At 65.8% G+C, this 19,215-nt stretch carries 18 protein-coding genes; 11 read left to right on the top strand and 7 right to left on the bottom strand.

The features are described from left to right. The first annotated feature begins 192 nt into the window (after positions 1–192). A complete protein-coding gene (locus tag JOE69_RS06270) occupies positions 193–807 on the top strand; it encodes a 50S ribosomal protein L25/general stress protein Ctc (protein ID WP_309797025.1) in 615 nt (204 codons plus the stop codon). Positions 808–818: 11 nt separating this feature from the next. Beyond that, positions 819–1,403 carry an aminoacyl-tRNA hydrolase gene (gene pth, locus JOE69_RS06265; RefSeq protein ID WP_309797023.1) on the top strand — a complete coding sequence of 195 codons (585 nt, stop codon included), beginning with the start codon at positions 819–821 and terminating at the stop codon, positions 1,401–1,403. A gap of 9 nt (positions 1,404–1,412) precedes the next feature. Here the strand turns inward: pth and JOE69_RS06260 are convergent, their stop codons facing one another. Then, a complete protein-coding gene (locus tag JOE69_RS06260) occupies positions 1,413–2,747 on the bottom strand; it encodes a UDP-glucose dehydrogenase family protein (protein WP_309797020.1) in 1,335 nt (444 codons plus the stop codon). A gap of 161 nt (positions 2,748–2,908) precedes the next feature. Here JOE69_RS06260 and JOE69_RS06255 point away from each other — a divergent pair, with 161 nt between their 5' ends. From JOE69_RS06255 to JOE69_RS06220, 8 genes are all read left to right on the top strand, one after another. After that, entirely contained in the window at positions 2,909–4,228 is a 1,320-nt protein-coding gene (locus JOE69_RS06255) for a cysteine desulfurase (RefSeq protein WP_309801191.1), read from the top strand. Continuing rightward, a complete protein-coding gene (sufU, locus tag JOE69_RS06250; protein ID WP_309797018.1) occupies positions 4,228–4,680 on the top strand; it encodes a Fe-S cluster assembly sulfur transfer protein SufU in 453 nt (150 codons plus the stop codon). The genes JOE69_RS06255 and sufU overlap by 1 nt, the downstream gene beginning before the upstream one ends. Positions 4,681–4,789: 109 nt before the next feature. Continuing rightward, on the top strand, positions 4,790–5,356 hold the full coding sequence (locus tag JOE69_RS06245; RefSeq protein ID WP_296363938.1) for an alternate-type signal peptide domain-containing protein: 567 nt from the start codon (positions 4,790–4,792) through the stop codon (positions 5,354–5,356). Positions 5,357–5,376: 20 nt separating this feature from the next. Further along, positions 5,377–5,952 carry a hypothetical protein gene (locus tag JOE69_RS06240; RefSeq protein ID WP_309797015.1) on the top strand — a complete coding sequence of 192 codons (576 nt, stop codon included), beginning with the start codon at positions 5,377–5,379 and terminating at the stop codon, positions 5,950–5,952. Continuing rightward, a complete protein-coding gene (locus JOE69_RS06235) occupies positions 5,949–6,581 on the top strand; it encodes a signal peptidase I (RefSeq protein ID WP_309797013.1) in 633 nt (210 codons plus the stop codon). The genes JOE69_RS06240 and JOE69_RS06235 overlap by 4 nt, the downstream gene beginning before the upstream one ends. After that, positions 6,578–7,378 (top strand): hypothetical protein, encoded by an 801-nt coding sequence (locus tag JOE69_RS06230; RefSeq protein ID WP_309797011.1) that lies wholly within the window; start codon positions 6,578–6,580, stop codon positions 7,376–7,378. The genes JOE69_RS06235 and JOE69_RS06230 overlap by 4 nt, the downstream gene beginning before the upstream one ends. Continuing rightward, positions 7,375–7,974, top strand: coding sequence for a SipW-dependent-type signal peptide-containing protein (locus tag JOE69_RS06225; RefSeq protein WP_296363942.1), 600 nt, complete (start codon positions 7,375–7,377; stop codon positions 7,972–7,974). Before JOE69_RS06230 ends, JOE69_RS06225 begins: the two co-directional genes overlap by 4 nt. Before the next feature lie 14 nt (positions 7,975–7,988). Next, a complete protein-coding gene (locus JOE69_RS06220; RefSeq protein WP_309797010.1) occupies positions 7,989–9,089 on the top strand; it encodes a signal peptidase I in 1,101 nt (366 codons plus the stop codon). Between the two features lie 25 nt (positions 9,090–9,114). Here the strand turns inward: JOE69_RS06220 and nhaA are convergent, their stop codons facing one another. The 3 genes from nhaA to JOE69_RS06205 all read right to left on the bottom strand — a co-directional run bounded on the left by nhaA (position 9,115) and on the right by JOE69_RS06205 (position 11,294). Then, positions 9,115–10,425: a Na+/H+ antiporter NhaA gene (gene nhaA / locus JOE69_RS06215; protein ID WP_309797008.1), complete on the bottom strand. Its 1,311-nt coding sequence runs from the start codon at positions 10,423–10,425 to the stop codon at positions 9,115–9,117. A 156-nt stretch (positions 10,426–10,581) separates the two neighbouring features. Beyond that, positions 10,582–10,803 carry an SCO4848 family membrane protein gene (locus tag JOE69_RS06210; RefSeq protein ID WP_296363945.1) on the bottom strand — a complete coding sequence of 74 codons (222 nt, stop codon included), beginning with the start codon at positions 10,801–10,803 and terminating at the stop codon, positions 10,582–10,584. Beyond that, positions 10,800–11,294 (bottom strand): DUF2505 domain-containing protein, encoded by a 495-nt coding sequence (locus JOE69_RS06205; protein WP_296363946.1) that lies wholly within the window; start codon positions 11,292–11,294, stop codon positions 10,800–10,802. Before JOE69_RS06205 ends, JOE69_RS06210 begins: the two co-directional genes overlap by 4 nt. 129 nt (positions 11,295–11,423) lie before the next feature. Between JOE69_RS06205 and mfd the strand changes: the two genes are divergently transcribed. Then, positions 11,424–15,041 carry a transcription-repair coupling factor gene (gene mfd / locus JOE69_RS06200; RefSeq protein WP_309797005.1) on the top strand — a complete coding sequence of 1,206 codons (3,618 nt, stop codon included), beginning with the start codon at positions 11,424–11,426 and terminating at the stop codon, positions 15,039–15,041. 107 nt (positions 15,042–15,148) lie between these two features. Here mfd and JOE69_RS06195 read toward each other — a convergent pair whose 3' ends face one another. From JOE69_RS06195 to JOE69_RS06185, 3 genes are all read right to left on the bottom strand, one after another. Next, positions 15,149–16,051 carry an NAD(P)-dependent oxidoreductase gene (locus JOE69_RS06195; protein ID WP_296363948.1) on the bottom strand — a complete coding sequence of 301 codons (903 nt, stop codon included), beginning with the start codon at positions 16,049–16,051 and terminating at the stop codon, positions 15,149–15,151. Positions 16,052–16,148: 97 nt separating this feature from the next. Beyond that, positions 16,149–17,510 carry an MFS transporter gene (locus JOE69_RS06190; RefSeq protein WP_309797002.1) on the bottom strand — a complete coding sequence of 454 codons (1,362 nt, stop codon included), beginning with the start codon at positions 17,508–17,510 and terminating at the stop codon, positions 16,149–16,151. A gap of 258 nt (positions 17,511–17,768) precedes the next feature. Continuing rightward, positions 17,769–19,211, bottom strand: a complete 1,443-nt coding sequence (locus JOE69_RS06185; protein WP_309797000.1) for a mycothione reductase — start codon at positions 19,209–19,211, stop codon at positions 17,769–17,771. Between the last annotated feature and the right edge of the window lie 4 nt (positions 19,212–19,215).

Genomic DNA, 19,215 nt, shown 5'->3' with positions numbered 1-19,215 from the left:
TGCTGCGGAGGCGGCGGTCGGTTGGCGCCTGCCCGGGCTGGTAGACTTGGTCAGTACCTTGGCGAGGGAAGAGTGCAGCTCTTCCGTGATCGACATGGTCTGAAATCCTCTGGTGGTGCCGTCGAACCGGTCCGGCCGTGGAGAAAAGGCCCCAGTCGTCCTTGCATCCCACACCAGAAGGAGCCACTCATCATGAGCGAAACCAAACTCGCAGCCCAGCTGCGCACCGAATTCGGCAAAGGCGCGGCGCGCCGCGCCCGCCGGGCCAACCAGATCCCCGCGGTGATCTACGGCCACGGCGCAGAGCCGATCCACATCGCCCTGCCGGAGCGCGAAACCGTTCGCGCAGCCCGCGGCGCCAACGCCCTGCTGACCCTGGACATCAACGGCGAGGAGCACTTGGCCCTGGTCAAGGACATCCAGCGCGATCCGGTGCTGCAGATCATCGAGCACATCGACCTGTTGACGGTTCGCCGCGGCGAAAAAGTCACCGTGGACATTCCGGTCGTGCTGACCGGTGAAGTCGCTCCGGGCGCCGTCGTCAACCAGGATGCCAATACCATCAACGTCGAAGCCGAAGCGACCCACTTGCCGTCCAGCCTCGAGGTCAGCATCGAAGGCCGCGCACCGGGCGAGCACGTTTACGCCTCGGACATCGTGTTGCCCAAGGGCGTAACCTTGCTGGCCGATGCCGAGACCCTGATCGCCAACGTCTCCGAGCCGGAAGAGCAGGATCTCGGCGAAGAGGCAGAGGTCGAATCGGCTTCGGTCGACTCGAGCGATTCCACCACGGAAGCCGCCGAGTAGTCTTCGGCATTATGGGCAACACCTGGCTGGTAGTCGGGCTCGGCAATCCCGGGCCCGACTACAGTCATACCCGGCACAATATCGGGTTCATGGTCGTCGAGGAATTGGCTGCCCGGATCGGCGCGAGCTTCAAAAGCCACAAGTCACGGGCGCACATCGCCGAGGGCCGGCTCGGGCTGGGCGGGCCGAAGCTGGTGCTCGCCAAACCGCAGACCTTTATGAACCTCAGCGGCGGGCCGACCTCGGCCTTGGCGAAATTCTATGACCTGGCCGCGGACCACGTGATCGCGGTGCAGGACGAAATCGACATCCCGTTCAACACCCTCAAGCTGAAAATCGGCGGCGGCGAAGGCGGGCACAACGGCTTGCGGGACATCAGCAAGGCCTTGGGCAGCAAAGACTATTACCGGGTGCGCGTCGGCGTCGGCCGACCGCCGGGTGGGCACGGCGACGCGGCAAGCCACGTGCTCAAAGGTTTTTCTGCCGCGGAAAAGAAGGAACTCCCGTTCCTGATCCAGGACGCGGCGGACGCCGTCGAGTTGCTGGTCGGGCAAGGCCTGCTTGCCGCGCAGCAGAAATTCCACCCGGTCAGGTAGTTTCGAACGTCACGGCCGCCCCATGCCCCGGTAGGTCCAGCCGGCCGCCCGCCAGGCAGCAGCGTCCAGAATGTTGCGCCCGTCGACCAGATATTTCGCGTTCACTTTTTCGCCCAAGGAGACCGGGTCTAAGGCCCGGTATTGTGGCCACTCGGTGAGCAGTACGACGACGTGGGCGCGGGCTAGGGCTTCGTCGAGATCGGGTTCGAAGGTCAGCGTGGGGAATCGCTCCGCAGCATTTTCCAAAGCCTCCGGATCGGTCACGGTAACGGTGGCACCCTGTAATTGCAGCTGCGCCGCGACGTTGAGCGCCGGGGAATCCCGTACATCGTCGCTGTACGGTTTGAAGGCCGCGCCGAGCACCGTGACCCGTTTCCCGATCAACGATCCGGAAGACTGCGGATCCAAGGCTGCGCAGGCCGACTTCACCAGTTCCACGACTTTGGTTCGGCGGCGCATATTGATCGAGTCCACCTCTTTGAGGAAGGTCAACGCCTGATCCGCCCCCAACTCGCCGGCCCGGGCCATGAAGGCCCGGATGTCTTTGGGCAAGCAGCCACCGCCGAAACCGAGCCCGGCGTTGAGGAACTTCCGGCCGATCCGTTCATCCATGCCGATCGCATCTGCCAACACCGTGACATCGGCCCCGGCGGCTTCGCAGACCTCGGCCATCGCATTGATGAAGGAGATCTTGGTGGCCAGAAAGGAATTCGCGGCTGCTTTGACGAGCTCCGCGGTGGCGTAGTCCATGATCATCCGCGGAGTTCCGGCGGCCAAGGGAGCACGGTAGACTTCGTCGAGTTGCGCTGCGGCGCGTTGCCCGGCTTCCCCGGCGGGCACGCCGTAGACCAACCGATCCGGGGCAATCGTGTCCTGCACGGCATGGCCTTCGCGCAGGAATTCCGGATTCCAGGCGAGTGCGGCCCCCGGTGCGGAGACGGCAAGTTCAGCGGAGATCCTGGCTGCGGTGCCCACCGGCACCGTCGATTTGCAGACCGCGATGTCGCCGGAGGCCAAGAACTCGGCAAGTCCGGCGAAGGCTGCATTGACATAGCTCAGATCGGCGGCATACTCGCCCTTCCGCTGCGGAGTTCCGACACACACGAAGTGCACCGTGCAGCCCTGCGCATCCGCCATATCGGTACTGAAACGCAGTCTTCCGCTGGCTATCGCCTCGCTCAGCAATTCGGGCAAGCCCGGTTCGAAAAAGGGTGCGATTCCGGCGGAGAGTTCGGCTATTTTGCGCTCATCGACGTCGATGCCGATCACCTCGTGGCCCATTTTGGCCAAGCAGCTCGCATGGACTGCGCCGAGATAACCGCATCCGATGACCGATATCCGCACAAGATCCTCCTCGAGCTACCGTGACCGCGGGTGCGCAGCCTGTGCCTAGCGTGGGCGCGACGGATGAGCGAGGCCTTTCTCACAACCCAATCTCGGGTGAACCGTGGGAGAATTGTCGGGTTCGTCTTCCGGCCCACCGACCAAGGGCCCCAGCAAGGAGCATCGTGACTGTATCAACGCCATCATCGCAACCCGAGATTTCGTTGACTGCGAAAGAAGTGCTGCATATCCGCAACGACTTCCCGATTCTGGACCAAGCCGTCAACGGCCACCCTTTGGCCTATTTGGACTCGGGGGCGACGTCGCAGAAGCCGCTCAGCGTGCTCGAATCAGAACAGGAATTCTACGAGCAACGCAATGCCGCGGTGCATCGCGGGGCGCATTGGTTGGCGGTCGAGGCAACCGACGCGTTTGAAGCAGCCCGGGGCCAGCTGGCCGCATTCATCGGCGCCGGTGAGGCCGAAGTGGTCTGGACCTCCAACGCGACTGAGGCCTTGAACCTGCTGGCGTATTCGTTCTCGAACGCCAGCGTCGGCACGGTCGCCCCGGAAGCGCAGGCTTTCGCGCTCCGGCCCGGCGACGAATTGCTGGTGACCGAGATGGAGCACCACGCGAATTTGATCCCCTGGCAGGAACTGGCCCGGCGTACCGGTGCAGTGCTCAAATACGTGCCGATCACCGATGCCGGGGCATTGGACATGGATCGCGCAGCGGCCTTGCTCAACGAGCGGACCAAAGTCTTCGCGTTCAGCCATGCCTCGAATGTGCTCGGCACCGTGAACCCGGTGGCGCAGTTGGTCGCGTTGGCCCGCCGGGTAGGCGCGCTGACCGTGCTGGACGCCTGCCAATCGGTGCCGCACCTGCCGGTGGACGTCAAGGCCTTGGGCGTGGACTTCGCGGTGTTCTCCGGCCACAAGATGCTCGCGCCGACTGGAATCGGCGTGCTTTACGGCCGTTCCGAACTGCTCGATGCGATGCCGCCGTTCCTGACCGGCGGTTCCATGATCACCTCGGTGTCCATGGAACAGGCCGGCTACTTGCCGGCCCCGCAACGTTTCGAAGCCGGAACGCAACGAATTTCGCAGGCGATCGCGCTGGCGGTGGCGGCGAATTACCTTTCCGAGACCGGAATGGCGAAGATCGCCGGTTGGGAAGCCAAACTCGGCCAGCGGCTGGTGCGCGGGTTGAGCGCGCTGCCCGGCATCCGGGTGCTCGGCCCGGAGGCGGGGGTCGAGCGCTTGGGCCTGGCGGCGTTCGACGTCGCCGGCGTGCACGCGCACGACGTCGGCCAATTCCTGGACGATCGCGGGATCGCGGTCCGGGTGGGCCACCATTGTGCGCAGCCGCTGCACCGGCGGCTGGGGCTGACCGCGAGCACCCGGGCCAGCACTTACCTCTACAACACCGAAGCCGAGGTCGATCGTTTCCTGCAAGCGGTTTCCGAAGTGCGCGGATACTTCGGCGTTTCCGGGGTCCGCTGATGAGCGCGCTGGATTCGCTGTACCAAGACATCATCCTGGAGCATGCCAAGGCCCGGCACGGTTCCGGGCTGGCCGCGCACCCGGTGCCGGAGGGCGCGCACAGTGCCGAATCGCACCAGCTCAACCCGGTCTGCGGCGACGAGATCACGGTGCGGGTGGACCTGGCGGCAGAGCGCATCATCGGGGTGCACTGGGACGGTGCCGGCTGCGCGATTTCAATGGCTTCCGCGTCGGTGCTGAGCGGTCTGCTCAGCGGGATGGAACGGGCAGCGGCCCAAGAGCTGATCGGCCAGTTCCGCGAGATGCTGCGCTCCCGGGGGCAGATCGAGGCGGATGAAGAGATTTTCGGCGATGCGGCGGCATTCTCCGGAGTTTCCCGGTATGCCGCCCGGGTGAAATGCGCGATGCTGGGCTGGGTCGCCGCGGAGGACGCTTTGACCAAAGCATTGTAGTCACCCGGCTAGCCGAAGTAGCCGGTCGTAGGATGGTGCGAAAACACTAAGCAGGCGTATCTTCTAAGTGATGCTTTCGGGGGGAAGCAGATACAGTGAGGATCCGAAAATGAACAAAATCGCAAAAGCCGGTATTGCCGCCGGCATTGCGGGTTTGCTCCTGCTGGGGGGTGGAACCACCTGGGCCCTGTGGCAGGACAACAAGACCATAGACGCCGGCCAGGTAGCCACCGGCCAGCTCAAACTCGCACTTGGTGCCGCTGGCACCTGGAAAGACGTCTCGGCTGACGTCACCGGGGCCCCGACCATCGACATGAGCACTTTCAAGCTCGTCCCCGGGGATACCGTGAAGTTCACCCAGAACGTCACGATCACCGCGGATGGAAAGAACCTCAAGGGTTCGCTGACGATCGATCCGACGTCGGTGAATGCCGCAATTCCGGCTGCCTGGCAGCCCTACGTCACCGTGACCATCGTGCCGGAGAACATTCCCGCAGGCCTGACCAACACCGGAGGAGTGCTCAGTTTCGCGGCACCGGGCAGTTACAGCTTCGGGGTGGGCGTCACGGTCGCCTTCGCGAAAGGGACCGGAGCTTCCGGGACAGACGACGAAACCATCGAGAACCAGAATGCCAATCTCAGTGGCCTGGTCCTCACGCTTGTCCAGACCCGCTAGTCCTCCGGAGCCGTCGGGCTATGCGCAAGCGTTGGATTTTCGCCTCGGTAGCGGCTGTTTCGGGGTTCCTGATCGCAGGGACCGCCGGAACGGCCGCTCTTTGGCGTGACCAAGGCACGATCAACCCGGGCACCGTGAGCATCGGTTCATTGGTCTTGCTCAACGGGGACCAGACCAGCCAGGTCAAGAATTTCCAACTCGACGCCTTCGGTTCGACGGCGCTCGCCCCGGGTACCGGGCGGCAAGCCCCGGTGGTGGTGAAGAACGGGGGCAGCACGCCGTTCAGTTTGGATATGAGCGGCATTTCCGCGACCCCTACCGGACAGGGATCATTGCTGCTGGGTTCGTTCACGGTGACGGTCGCGCAAGTCGACTCGGTCACCAGCTGCCCGGCGGGAGCGGCGAGTCCGGTGGGACAGCAGCTCTATCAGGGGCCGCAACAGAGCAGCGCCCGGTTCAGCAGCCAACCGCGGCTGGCTGCCGGAGCCTCGTTGGTGCTCTGCCTGCAAGGGAGCTTGGGCAGCAATGCGCCGCAGGCCTCCGGTGGCTCCGGGTTCCAGTTGTCCTTCGGCTTCCGAGCGGACCAAGTCCGATGACCGCGGTCGAACTGCGTCGCCGGGCGCTGCGGGGCCGGCCGGAGCCGGCTGGCGCTGCGGGACCGGGTACCGGCCGGCATCGGCGGACCGCCGGGGCCGGGATATTCTGGTGGATCGGCCAGATTGCTTCCTGGCTGTTCTTGTTCCTGGTCCTGGCCGTGCTCGCGGTGCTCATCGTGGTGCCCCGGGTGGCCGGGGCGGAGAGTTACACCGTGCTCACCGGTTCGATGTCGCCGGGCATCCAGCCCGGCGACCTGGTGGTGGTCAAGCCGGTTGCCGCGGATCAAGTGGCGATCGGTTCGGTAGTGACTTACCAACTGGTTTCCGGGCAATCCGAGGTGGTGACCCACCGGGTCGTCGGGCTTTCGATCGGCACTGACGGGAGCCAGCGGTTCGTCACCCAGGGCGATGCCAACAATGCTCCGGACGCCGAGCCGGTGCGGCCGGTGCAATTGCGCGGGGTGCTCTGGTACACCGTGCCGTTGCTGGGCTACCTGAACATGGTGATCAACGGGCAATTGCACATGGTGCTCCTGGTCCTGGCGGTCACTGCGTTATTGGGCTATGCGGCGGCAATGCTGTTCGGTGCTTGGCGCGACTGGCGCCGACGGCACGAGGTGCTGCGATGATCCGCCGGGTATTGCGGCCGTTGGCCGTGCTTTCCCTCGTGTTCGGCAGCTTGATCGGCGGATTCGTCCCGGCGGCACAGGCCGCCGGGGAACTCGAGTTGAGCGCCGACGGGGTCCACTGGGGGCAGAATCTTCCGGCGTCGGTTTTCGATCTGAGCCAAAAGCTGGTCCCCGGGGAGAGCCATAGCGCCGAGCTCTGGGTCCGCAACGGCGGGCAGTCCGCGGCAGAACTCAGTGCCAAGGTGACTGCGCCGAGTTGGCAGGGCTTGATCGCCGACGGCACGGTGCAGTTGCGCGCTTCGACCGCCGACGGCGACCGTTTGCTGGGCAGCGCCGGTACGGTTCTGTTCCCGCTTCCGGCAGGGCAGAGCAATCATTTCACCTTGAAGATCGCACTGACTGCCGGTGCCGGGAACCAGGCCGAGCTGCAGAGTTTCCCGGCCGGGTTCGAGCTGAGTTTGCGGCAGAGCGCTGCCGACCCCAACGCGAACGCCGAGGCCAACGCGAATGCCGATGCCAACGCGAACGCGAATGCGAACGCGGCAGCTGCATCTAACGCGAGCGCGAACGCGGCAGCTGCATCGGACGCGAGCGCGAACGCGGCAGCTGGGTCGAACGCCGCGGCCGGCGGCGTCGATTCCCGCGGCCTGCCGGGCGCGGAAGGGCCGCAACTGCCGACCACCGGCTTGCCCGCGGTCGGCCTGCCGATCCTGGTACTGGCCGCGATCCTGGTTGCTGCAGGCAGCGGGATGCAGCTTCTGGGCCGACGGAACCAACCCCTTGAGAGGACCGAATGAGCAAGCACGTCTCGCCGACAACACCCTGGTACCGCGGTCTGTCCGCCAGGGTGCGGGCACTGCTCGCTTTGGGCATGGTGCTGGGTCTGGGCGTGGTCGGGACATTGGCCGCCTGGCAGGACACCAGCGCGGTGACATCCGGGACTTTCGTGGCGGGATCCGTGGATCTCTCGCTGCGCCAGGGATCAGCCAGCAGCGATGGCGCCGTGGGCACGAACACCGCTTACTCGTTCAGCGATTTCAACGGCACCGGAATCGCTCCCGGCGGCGTCGGGGTATTCAAACCGCTGCTGGTCCGGAACAACGGCACGCTCAACTTCGGTTACCAGATCGCGGTGACCGGGACCGGGACCCTGGTCGAAGACCCGGCCGGGCTGAACATCGGAATCTACGTCAGTCCGACCTGCACCGCCACCACGACCGCCGGGCAGATCTACAGCGGGAAGATCGGCGGAGCCGCGACTGCGGTCCGTTCGCTGGCCGCCGCCGGTACGGAGCAACTCTGCGTCCGTGGCTGGCTGGACGCCGCAGCGCCGAGCACGCTGCAGAACCAGACCGGTGTGATCGTCTTCAACTTCAGCGCAGTGCAGAATTGACCGGAACGCCTGCAATGCATCCGGATTCCACGATCCTCCAGGGCCGCCGCAGCACGGCCGGGGCCAGGCCGCGCCGGGCCGGGATGGCTGCGGGCCGGAGGCTCCGGGAGGTCCTGCTCACCGCCGGGGCAGCGGCCGGTCTGCTGTGCCTGCTTGCGGCTGCGGCGGCGATGCTGTTCGGCATCACACCGGTGATCTTCCGTTCCGGCTCGATGGCTCCCGCGATCGACACCGGTGCTCTGGCGCTGACCCGTCCCGTGCCGGTGGCCGAGGTCCGGTCCGGCGACGTGGTCAGCGTCTTCAACTCCGGCGGGCAGCGGATCACGCACCGGGTGGTCGAGGTGGTTTCCGCGCCGCCCGGCGCCACCGGGCAGTTGGTCCTCAAAGGCGATGCGAATGCGTTGCCGGACCCGCAGCCGTATTCAGCCGAAAAGGTGGACCGGGTGTTCTTCGCGGTCAACGGACTCGGCTATCCGGTGGCTTTCCTGCAGACTCCGTGGGCGATCTTCGCCGGCGGACTGATCGCCGGCGGGCTGATTTTCATCGCGTTCCGGCCGGTGCGGAAAACGCCGACGGCAACCACCGGGGCGCTGGTGCTCCTGCTGGTTCCGCTGGCGGCATTCTGCTTCAGCGGCTCCGGCCAGGCCACTTTGGCCGCATTCACCGATTCCAGCGTGGCCACTGGCGGCACGTTGCGCAGCGCCAGGCTTCTGGACATCACCGGAGGCATCGGTTGCAGCGAGGCCTTCCCGAATGCCACGATCACTTGGAACCCGGCGCCGTTCCTCCCGCCGGAGGGCAGCTATGCGCTGCAGATCGTCCGGTTGAAGGCCGATGGGACGACGGATACCGTGATGGGCTATGCGGGCACCGCCGCCGGGATCACCACTTACACGTTCACCCCGGCCGGCGCGTTGCTCGGCCTGTTGAGCGGACCGACCACCTTCCGGATCAACATCTTCTCAGTGCTGGTCTCCGGCGGTGGACTGGTCAACTCGGCCGGATCCAACATCCTCTGGTCCTCGCCGGTCGCGACCGTGGGCAATCGGACGATCCTCAACTATCCGGGGATTCTGCTCGGCCTCGCCGCGCACGTCGGCTGCAACGCCAACTGAACGCCGTCGGCTCGGGCAACCGGACTCAGTCGTCCTTTTCGTTGAACACGTCCGGGATCCCGTCGCCGTCGGCGTCGACCGACTCCAGCTCTTCGAGCTTCCGGTAGTGCTTGTTGCGCAGCCGGAGGATCACCGTGGCAATCAGTGCGGCCAACAGCGAACCGGTCAGGATCGCCACCTTGGCGTGGTCATTGTGCGGCGAATCCGCACCGAAGGCGAGCTCGCTGATCAACAGCGAAACCGTGAAGCCGATGCCGGCCAGGATCGCCAGCCCGAGCACGTCGATCCAGGACAGGCCGTCGTCCAGCGAGGCTCTGGTGAATTTTGTCACCAGGAAGGTTGCTCCGAAGATGCCGATCGCCTTGCCCAGAATCAGCGCCGTGACGATGCCGATCGAGACCGAGTCGGTCAGCGAAGCGGTGAAACCGGCCCAGCCGCCAATCGCGACGCCGGCGGAGAAGAAGGCGAAGATCGGCACTGCTATGCCGGCTGAAACCGGGCGGATCTGGTGTTCAAAATGCTCGGCCAGGCCAGGGCCGTTTTCCGGCGTCCGGTCCTTGCGCAGCACCGGAACCGCGAAGGCCAGCAGCACCCCGGCCACCGTGGCGTGCACTCCTGATTCGTGCACCAGCACCCAGGTGATGATCGCCAGCGGCACCAGCAAGTACCAGCTGCGGATCCGCTTCTGCACCAACCAGGTGAACAGAGCCAGCGGGATCAATGCCATCGCCAGGTATTGCGGTTGGAGGTTGTGCGGGTAGAAGACCGCGATGATCGTGATCGCAATCAGATCGTCGACCACGGCCAAGGTCAGCAGGAAGGTGCGCAGCGCTGCGGGCAGGTGTGTGCTGAGCACCGCGAGCACGGCCAGGGCGAAGGCGATGTCGGTGGCGGTCGGGATCGCCCAGCCGTTGAGTACTTCGGCGCCGCCGTTGAAGTTGACGATCACGTAGATCAGCGCCGGAACCGCCACCCCGCCGATCGCCGCGGCGATCGGCACGACGGCACGATCGAAACGGCGCAGATCGCCGGCAACGAATTCGCGTTTGAGTTCCAAGCCGGCGACGAAGAAGAAGATCGCGAGCAGCCCGTCCGAGGCCCATTTGCCCAAACTCAAGGTCAGGTTCAGGCCGAAGAGGTCGAAGCCGACTTTTGCATCCCGGAGCGCGAAATAGCCTTCAGCGGCGGGAGAGTTCGCCCAGATCAATGCAACCATCGTCGCGACAAGCAGCAAAGCGCCGCCGACGGTTTCCTTGCGCAGGATTTCCGTGACACGCAGATGCTCCCGGTAGGAGCCCCGTCGGAAGATGCGGCGGACAGAACGGGATGCGATCATGGAAGACCCTCACAGAAGACACGGCAGAAGCGATCAGAACAATGGCTGCCATCGCAGCCATGCCGACCAGACTTCCCGGCACACCGGAATCCATTTTACCCGGTTTCCACCGGTCCGTGCGCCGCGCCGGTTCCGCGCCCGGCTGGCTGGGCCGGTTCAGCCGAACAGGCTGCGAATGCCGATCACCAAGGTGGCGATGCCGAGGATCATCGAAATGCTCACCAGCATGATGTGCACCGTGAGGAACTTCGTCGGTTTGCCGGACTCATCCCGGGCCCGGGGGTCTTTCAGCACCCGGCGCAGGAACGGCGGCCAGACGATGAGCGACCAGAGGCCGGCCAGAATCAGCACCCAGCTCAGTGCGGTGGGCAGGCTCATGCGTCCAGCACCTTCCGGGCTTCGCTGACCTGCAGGTTCAGCGCTTTGCCGATGGCCGGTTCCGCTGCGCTGGCGATCTTCTCGCCGAAGAACGGGATGTTGGAACTGACCGTGCCTTGCATTTCGATCGTGGTCTGCGCACCGTCCGCAGTCAGCGTCTGCACGATGCTAGCCTCCACCGGAGCCCCGGAAATCCGGGCGGTGATGGAGACCGTGCGGGAGCCGTCGGCTGCCGGGGCGGACCAGCTTTCCTGCTGATTCATGGTGAGCGTGGCGCCGACGAACTTCCGGGCGAAATCCGGCAGCCGGTCGCTGGGCACCGAGCGGGCGGCCTGGGTCTCGAACGCACCGGACAGTTCTCCGGTGAGCTGGTAGGAGACCAGGGTCCCGCCGGCCGCTTCGCTGACCTGACGGACGAAATCTTCGCTGCAGAACAGCGCGACGACGCGGTCGACGGGAGCGGGCAGGGAAGCAGTGGAGGTCAGAGCCATGGTTCTCCTCGATAGGGATCTTCTTCCGAACCATCTTACGTGCCGCACCGCCGACGGGGGATAGGATGGGAATCATCACCCCCGGAGTTCTTGGAACTTCGGGCATTTGTGCTGTCTTTGGAGGGTTCGATGGGTCTGAACGGTTTGCGAGCGGCAATCAGCCAAGAGCCGAGCATTGTCCGGGTCCGCGCCCAGGCTGCCCAAGCGCACGCCCAGCGCAGCGAAGACTTGCAAATCGGGGCCCCCAACGGGCTCCGTGCTCCGCTGCTGGCTGAAATCGCCGAAGGGCTGGCCCAGGCGCCGGCGCTGGACGGCGGCCCCGGCGTCGTGCTCGCAGTCACCGCGACCAGCCGGGAAAGCGAAGATCTGGTGGCCGCCTTGCGCGCCTACCTGCCCGATGACGCGGTCGCCGACTTCCCCAGTTGGGAGACCTTGCCGCATGAACGGCTCTCCCCGCGATCGGATACCGTGGGCCGCAGGCTTTCGGTGCTGCGGCGGCTGAAACACGGCGTGCAGTCCGGTCCGGGCGCGCTGCGCGTCGTGGTGGCGCCGGTCCGGGCGGTGGTGCAGCCGATCGTGGCGGGTCTGGCCGATTTGGCCCCGGTGGAATTGGCCGTGGGCCAGCTGATCCGGTTCGACGAGGTGGTCCGCCGGTTGGCGGATGCCGCTTACGCTCGGGTGGACATGGTGACCCACCGCGGTGAGTTCGCAGTCCGCGGCGGCATCATCGACGTTTTCCCGCCCACCGACGCGCACCCGGTCCGGATCGAATTCTTCGGCGACGAAGTCGAGTCGATGCGTTGGTTCTCGGTGGCCGACCAGCGCACCTTGACCAGCATCAGCGGAACCATCGAACACCCGAAGGAGTTGCACGCGCCGCCGTGCCGGGAACTGCTGATCACCCCGGAGGTGCAGTCGAAAGCCGCCAAGCTCAAGGATTCGTTTCCGGCTGCCGCGGCGATGCTGGAGAAGATCGCCGGCGGCATCGCGGTGGAGGGCATGGAATCGCTGACCCCGGTGCTGGTGGATTCGATGGTGCCGGTGGTCGCGGAATTCCCGCCGGGCTCGATCGCCGTCGTGCTCGAGCCGGAACGGGTGCGGGGCCGGGCCCACGATTTGGAGGCGACCAACGAAGAGTTCCTGGAGGCCGCATGGTCGACCGCGTCCGACGGCGGTGCGGCGCCGCTGGACGTCTCGGCGAGCCTGGCCTCGGCCAGCTTCGCCTCATTGGGCGAAACCCGCAGCGCGGCGCTGCGCGCCGGGGTCAGCTGGTGGGCGGTCTCCGCACTGGGCCTGGACGACGAAACGGCACCGGAACTCGACGTGCTCAGCATCCCCGCCCGGGCGCCCCGGGGCTACCAGGGCAATGTCGCGGAGATGCTGGAGTTCATCGGCTCCCGGGTGCGCGGCGCCGATGGCCAGGGCCAATGGCGGGTAGTGGTGGCCACTGACGGTCCGGGACCGGCGCAGCGCTTGGCCGAGCTGTTCCACGACGCGGATATCCCGGCCGCCCGGATCGACTCCCTCGATGCGGAGCCGCAAGCCGGGATCATCGAGGTGACCACGGCCGCCGTCGGGCACGGGTTCGTCCTGGACGGGCTCAAGCTCGGACTGCTGACCGAAGCGGATCTGCTCGGCAGGTCCTCCGCAGCCGGGACCAAAGACATGCGGAAGATGCCGTCCAAGCGCCGGAATGCGGTGGACCCGTTGCAGCTGCGGGCCGGCGATTTCGTGGTGCACGAGCAGCACGGCATCGGCCGGTTCATCGAACTGATCCAGCGCAAGGTGATCGGGACCGATGGCAGCCGGGAATACCTGGTGCTCGAATACGCACCGGCGAAACGCGGTGCACCCGGGGACCGGCTCTTCGTGCCCACGGATCAGCTCGACCAGATCACCGCCTATGTGGGCGGCGATGCACCGGCCTTGTCCAAGATGGGCGGTTCCGATTGGGCCTCCACCAAGAACAAAGCGCGCAAAGCGGTCAAGGAGATCGCCGGTGAACTGATCCGGCTGTATTCGGCCCGGATGGCCTCGCGCGGATTCTCCTTCAGCGCGGACACGCCGTGGCAACGCGAGCTCGAGGAAGCCTTCCCGTATGTGGAAACCCCGGACCAGCTGACCACGATCAACGAGGTCAAAGCCGACATGGAGCGCGAAATCCCGATGGACCGCCTGGTCTCCGGCGATGTCGGTTACGGGAAGACCGAAATCGCGGTGCGCGCCGCCTTCAAAGCCGTGCAAGACGGGAAACAGGTCGCCGTGCTGGTACCGACCACCTTGCTCGCGCAGCAGCACTACGAGACCTTCAGCGAACGTTTTTCCGGGTTCCCGGTGCGGGTCAAACCGCTGTCCCGGTTCCAGAGCGGGAAGGAAGCCAAAGAGACCGCGGAGGGCGTGGCGAACGGCTCGGTCGACGTGGTGATCGGCACGCACCGGCTGCTGTCCAAGGAGTTCGCCTTCAAAGACCTGGGCTTGGTGATCGTCGACGAAGAGCAGCGATTCGGCGTGGAACACAAAGAACAGCTCAAGAAGATGCGCACCAATGTCGACGTGCTGGCGATGAGCGCCACGCCGATTCCGCGGACCTTGGAAATGTCGCTGACCGGGATCCGGGAGACGTCGACCCTGGCGACGCCGCCCGAGGAACGGCATCCGGTGCTGACCTACGTGGGCCCGTACACCGACAAGCAGGCGTCGGCGGCGATCCGCCGCGAGCTGATGCGCGAGGGCCAGGTGTTCTTCGTGCACAACCGGGTCTCGTCGATCGAACGGATCGCCGCGCACGTGCAGCAGCTGGTTCCGGAGGCCCGGATCGCGGTGGCGCACGGCCAGATGAGCGAATCCAGGTTGGAGCAGATCATCGTGGACTTCTGGGAGAAGCGTTTCGACGTCCTGGTCTGCACCACGATCATCGAGACCGGGCTGGACATTTCGAATGCGAACACCTTGATCGTGGACGGCGCGGACAAATACGGTCTGTCCCAGCTGCACCAGTTGCGCGGCCGGGTCGGCCGTGGCCGGGAACGCGCCTACGCCTACTTCCTGTACCCCGCGGAGAAACCGTTGGGCGAAGTGGCGCTGGAGCGGCTCAAGGCAGTGGCCGCGCACAACGAACTCGGCGCCGGGATGCAGCTGGCTCTGAAAGACCTGGAAATCCGCGGCGCGGGGAACCTGCTCGGCGGCGAACAATCCGGGCACATCGCCGGAGTCGGCTTCGACCTGTACATCCGACTGGTGGGCGAGGCGGTGGCGAATTTCCGCGGCGAAGCCGAGGAGAAGGCGGCCGAAATGAAGATCGAGCTGCCGGTGAATGCGCATTTGCCGCATGATTATGTGCCTGGCGAGCGGCTCCGTCTGGAGGCCTACCGGAAGCTCGCGGCCGCGGCCAGCCCGGAGGCGATCGACGAAGTGCTCGAAGAGTTGGTGGACCGTTACGGCGAACCGCCTGCCGCCGTGCAGAACTTGGTCGCGGTGGCCCGGTTCCGGGTGGCCGCCCGGGAGCTCGGCCTGACCGATGTGGCGGTGCAGGGCAACTTCGTCAAATTCGCGCCCGCGGAGTTGCCGGAGTCCCGGCAACTGCGGCTGCAACGGATGTATCCGGGATCCCTGGTCAAACCGGCGCTCAGCCAGATCCTGGTGCCCAAACCCAAAACCGCCCGGATCGGCGGCCGGGATCTGGTGGATGCGCAGATCCTGGAATGGGCGCAGCAGGTGCTCAGCGCGATTTTCGCGCCGGAGACTTAGTCCCGGGCAGAAGCAGAGTCCGCGGATTGAAGGTTTCCCTGTGGAATGGGCCGCTCAGCGGTCCGGAAAACACGATCCGCGGACGGTGCTTCCGGGGCAACGCATGCTCAGGGCGTGTAGCCGCGCACCGTGCCGTCGGGGGATACCTGTTTGACCATGAGCGAGCAGTCTTTGTCCGCGAGGCCTTCGGCGATCAGCGCATCGAAATGCCCCCGGGCCAATTCGGCCGCGGGCAGCTTCACTCCGGTGCGCTCACCCGCCTCGAGGGCCAGGCCGATGTCCTTGCGGGCCAAATCCACGCGGAAGGTGGCCTCGAAGTTGTGGTTCGCCGCCGAACTCGGCACGACGTCCGGTACCGGATACCAGGTCTGCTGGGCCCAAGACCGTCCGGAGGAAACTGAGGCGATCTCCCAGAAGACCTGCGGGTCCAAGCCGAGGTGCTCGGCCAGCTGCGAACCCTCGGAGGCCGCCATCAAGTCGATGAACAACATCATGTTGTTGCAGATTTTCGCCGCGATGCCGGCGGTCGGCCCACCGGCTGCAATGGTCTTCCCGGACATCGGTTCCACGAATCCGGCCGCGGCCTGGACCGCATCGGCCTCGCCGCCGAGCATGAAACACAGGCTGGCCGCCGCCGCACCGCTGATCCCACCGGAGACCGGGGCGTCGACGAATCGGAATCCGGCCGCGGCCGCCGATTCATGGCAGTGTTTCGACGTCTCGATGTCCACCGTGGAGCTGTCCAGCAGCAGGGCTGAAGGATCTGCCGCGGCCAGTACCTCGGCGAAAACCGCCCGGACGTGCTCGCCCTTGGGCAACATGGTGAACACCGCATCGGCGCCTTCGACGGCCTGGGCCACCGACCCGGCAATCTGGACGCCGCCCGCTGCGGCAGCGGCACGGGCACCCGGGTCGAGATCCACGCCGCGGACCGAATGCCCCGCCTCGACCAGGTTCCGGGTCATCGGCCCGCCCATGTTGCCCAGCCCGATCCACGCATATACCGCCATCAGAAGCTCCCTCGATCGTCGTTGATGCCCTCACTCTAAGGGCTTCCGCCGGGGCGCAGCAACGCGCCGGAAACGGGGCGGACCTGGCCGGGGACGGTCAGGCCGGATGCCGCTGCCGGTCCAATTCGTCCAGCTCCTGCAGCGAGCTGCCCCGGGTCTCCCGCAAGAAGTAGACGGCCACCAAAGTGATCGCCGCAGCCACCGTCATGTAGATCGCAACCGGGACCCAGGAGCCGAACCGGTCCAGGAGCGAGGCCGCAATCACGGGGGCGAGCGAGCCGGCCACGATCGAGGTCACCTGATAGCCCAGGGACACCCCCGAATAGCGCATCCGGGTGGGGAACATCTCCGCCATGATCGCCGGCTGCCCGGCGTACATCAACGAGTGCACCAGCAGACCGAGGCAGACGGTGAGCAGGATGATCCCGTTGTTCTTCGTGTCGAACAACGGGAAGCTCGCGAAAGCCCAAACGATCATCAGCACGGCGCCGAGCGCGTAGAGCGGCCGCCGGCCCACGCGGTCGGTCAACCGCCCGACGATCGGCACGACCACGAACTGCAGCAGGTGCGCGCCCAGCAATAGCACCAGGATCACCGAGGTGTCCATTTTCAGCTGCGTCTTCAAATAGGTGATCGAGAAGGTGACCACCATGTAATAAAGGATGTTTTCGCCCACCCGCAGCCCCATGGCGGTGAACACGCCCCGGGGGTATCGGCGGAAGACCTCGACGACCCCATAGCCGGCGCTCTTGTTCTGTTCCAGCTCCCGCTTGGCCTCTTGGAAAATCGGCGCATCGGTGATCCGGGACCGGATGTAGTAGCCGATCACTACGATCACCACGGAGAGCCAGAAGCCGATTCGCCAGCCCCAGGACAGGAACGCCTCGGGGGAGAGCGCCCAGGAGAGCACCAGCAGTACCACGGTGGCCAGCAGATTCCCTGCCGGGACTGCGGCTTGCGGCCAGCTGGACCAGAATCCCCGTTCCTTGTCCGGGGAGTGCTCCGCGACCAGAAGCACCGCGCCGCCCCATTCGCCGCCCACGGCGAACCCCTGGAGGAAGCGCAGGACCACCAGCAGAATCGGTGCCAGGTATCCGGCCTGGGCGAAGCTGGGCAGGCAGCCCATCAAAAAGGTGGTCGCCCCGACCAGGATGATCGCGAGCTGCAGCAAGTGCTTGCGGCCGTACTTGTCGCCGAAATGGCCGAACACGATGCCGCCGATCGGTCTGGCCACGAAGCCGACGGCGTAGGTCAGGAAGGCTTTGATGATCCCGTCCAGCTCATTCCCGGTATCCGGGAAGAAGACCTTTCCGAAGACCAGGGTCGCAGCCGTGGCGTAGAGGAAGAATTCGTACCATTCGACCACCGTGCCGGCCATCGAGGCGGCGACGACTTGCCGGAGCCCGCGATTCTTCTGCTGCCCGGACGCCGAGCCCGGTTTCTGGACGGATGAATGCACCGACTACCTCCTTGTAGTTGCGAGTGCCCGCAGCGGCCCGGTTCCCCTGGCCGACGCATTGGCGCAAGACTCTTGGAGAGAGTATCCCGGTATTGCCGCCGGCCTTCAAGCCGTATCGGTGCGGCGCCGTCGCGGACCAATTCGCAGCCCGCAAATGCACGGCCGCACCAGGCCCGTCCAATCCGGAGCATCGGTGGGCACAGATGTCTGTGCCCACCGAACCGGGCAATTGGACGGGCCTGGGTGGGGTTGGCGCGGTTAGAGCGGATCGTCGGAGCGGCTCGCCAAATCCAGTCCGAGGACCGCGTTTTCGACCACTTCGGTCAGCGCCGGATGGATCCAGTACTGGCCGCGGCTGAACTCGCGCAGATCGGTGCCGAACGCCAGGGCCTGGACCAGGGGCTGGATCAGCATCGAAGCCTCGGGGCCCACGATATGCGCCCCGAGCAAGCGCCGGGAGCCGCGTTCGGCGATCACCTTGGCCACCGAGGTGCGGTCTTCCATCGCCCAACCGTAGGCGGTGCCGCCGAAGTCCTGGACGTATTCGACGACCTCGACTCCGCTCTCGGCCGCATGGGCGGCGGCCTCGGTGCCGGTCATGCCGACCGTCGCGATCTGCGGATAAGAAAACACCGCCTCGGGCACTGCCCGGTGGTTGGCGGCACGCAGGTCGTCCGGATGCGCCGCATTGTGCGCGACGATCCGGGCCTCGTGGTTGGCCACGTGTTTGAGCTGGTAATCGTTGGCGATATCGCCCAGCGCCCACACGCCGGGGACCGGTTGCCCGGCACTGAGCACGCGCTGGAATTCGTCGACCAGCAGAATCCCGCTCGGACCGGTATCGAATCCGGCTGCAGCGACGTCCAAGCCCGCAGTTGCGGCCTTGCGTCCGATCGCGACCAGCACCAGATCGAAGTCCTCCTCGAGCCCGGGACCGCCGGTTTGCCGGGCGGTCCGCACACGGACCGCCCGGCCGGCTCCGTCCGGCCCGTTGCTTGCCGCGATCGAGTGCAATTCCTGTCCGGTCTCCAGCCGCCACTGCTGCCGGGCGGCTTCGGTGAACTTCTCCGAGACGATCCGGTCTTTGGCCCGCAACAAGGCATTTCCGCGGACCAGCTGGGTGACCGCGGCGCCGAATCCGGCGAACAGCGAGGCGAACTCGGCGGCCACCACTCCGCCGCCGACCACCAGCACCCGCTCCGGCAGGTCATCGATCCGCATCACGGTGTCCGAGGTGTGCACTTGTGGCAGCTCGATTCCGGGGACCTGCGGAAGTTGCGCTGCGGAGCCTGCGGCGATCACGATCTGCTCCGCGGTGAGCACCGAACCGCGGTCCGTGACCAGGGTTTTGGGGCCGGTGAACCGGACCCGCTCCTCGATCAGGGTGACGTGTTCAGCATTGGCGCGGTAATCGCGTCCACCGGCGGAGATCGGGTCGATCCGACCGAAGATGCGGTCCCGGAGCTGGGCCCATTGCACACCGTCGAACCGGGTGCGCACGCCCAGCGGAGGCCCTTCGACGCCGGCCTGCCAGGCCAGCAGCGACGGGTAGACGTACATCTTGGTCGGGATGCAGCCCATATTCAGACAGGTGCCGCCGAAGACCCCGGCTTCGACGATGGCGACTTTTTTGCCCTGCCAGTCCGGCGTCAAAATGCTGTTGCCGGACCCGGAGCCGATCACGATGAGATCGAAATGCATGGTG

The organism is Arthrobacter russicus, assembly GCF_031454135.1.
Taxonomy (GTDB): domain Bacteria; phylum Actinomycetota; class Actinomycetes; order Actinomycetales; family Micrococcaceae; genus Renibacterium; species Renibacterium russicum.
Note: the sequence above shows the minus strand (reverse complement) of the source record. Positions and strands in the feature narration are given on the sequence as shown.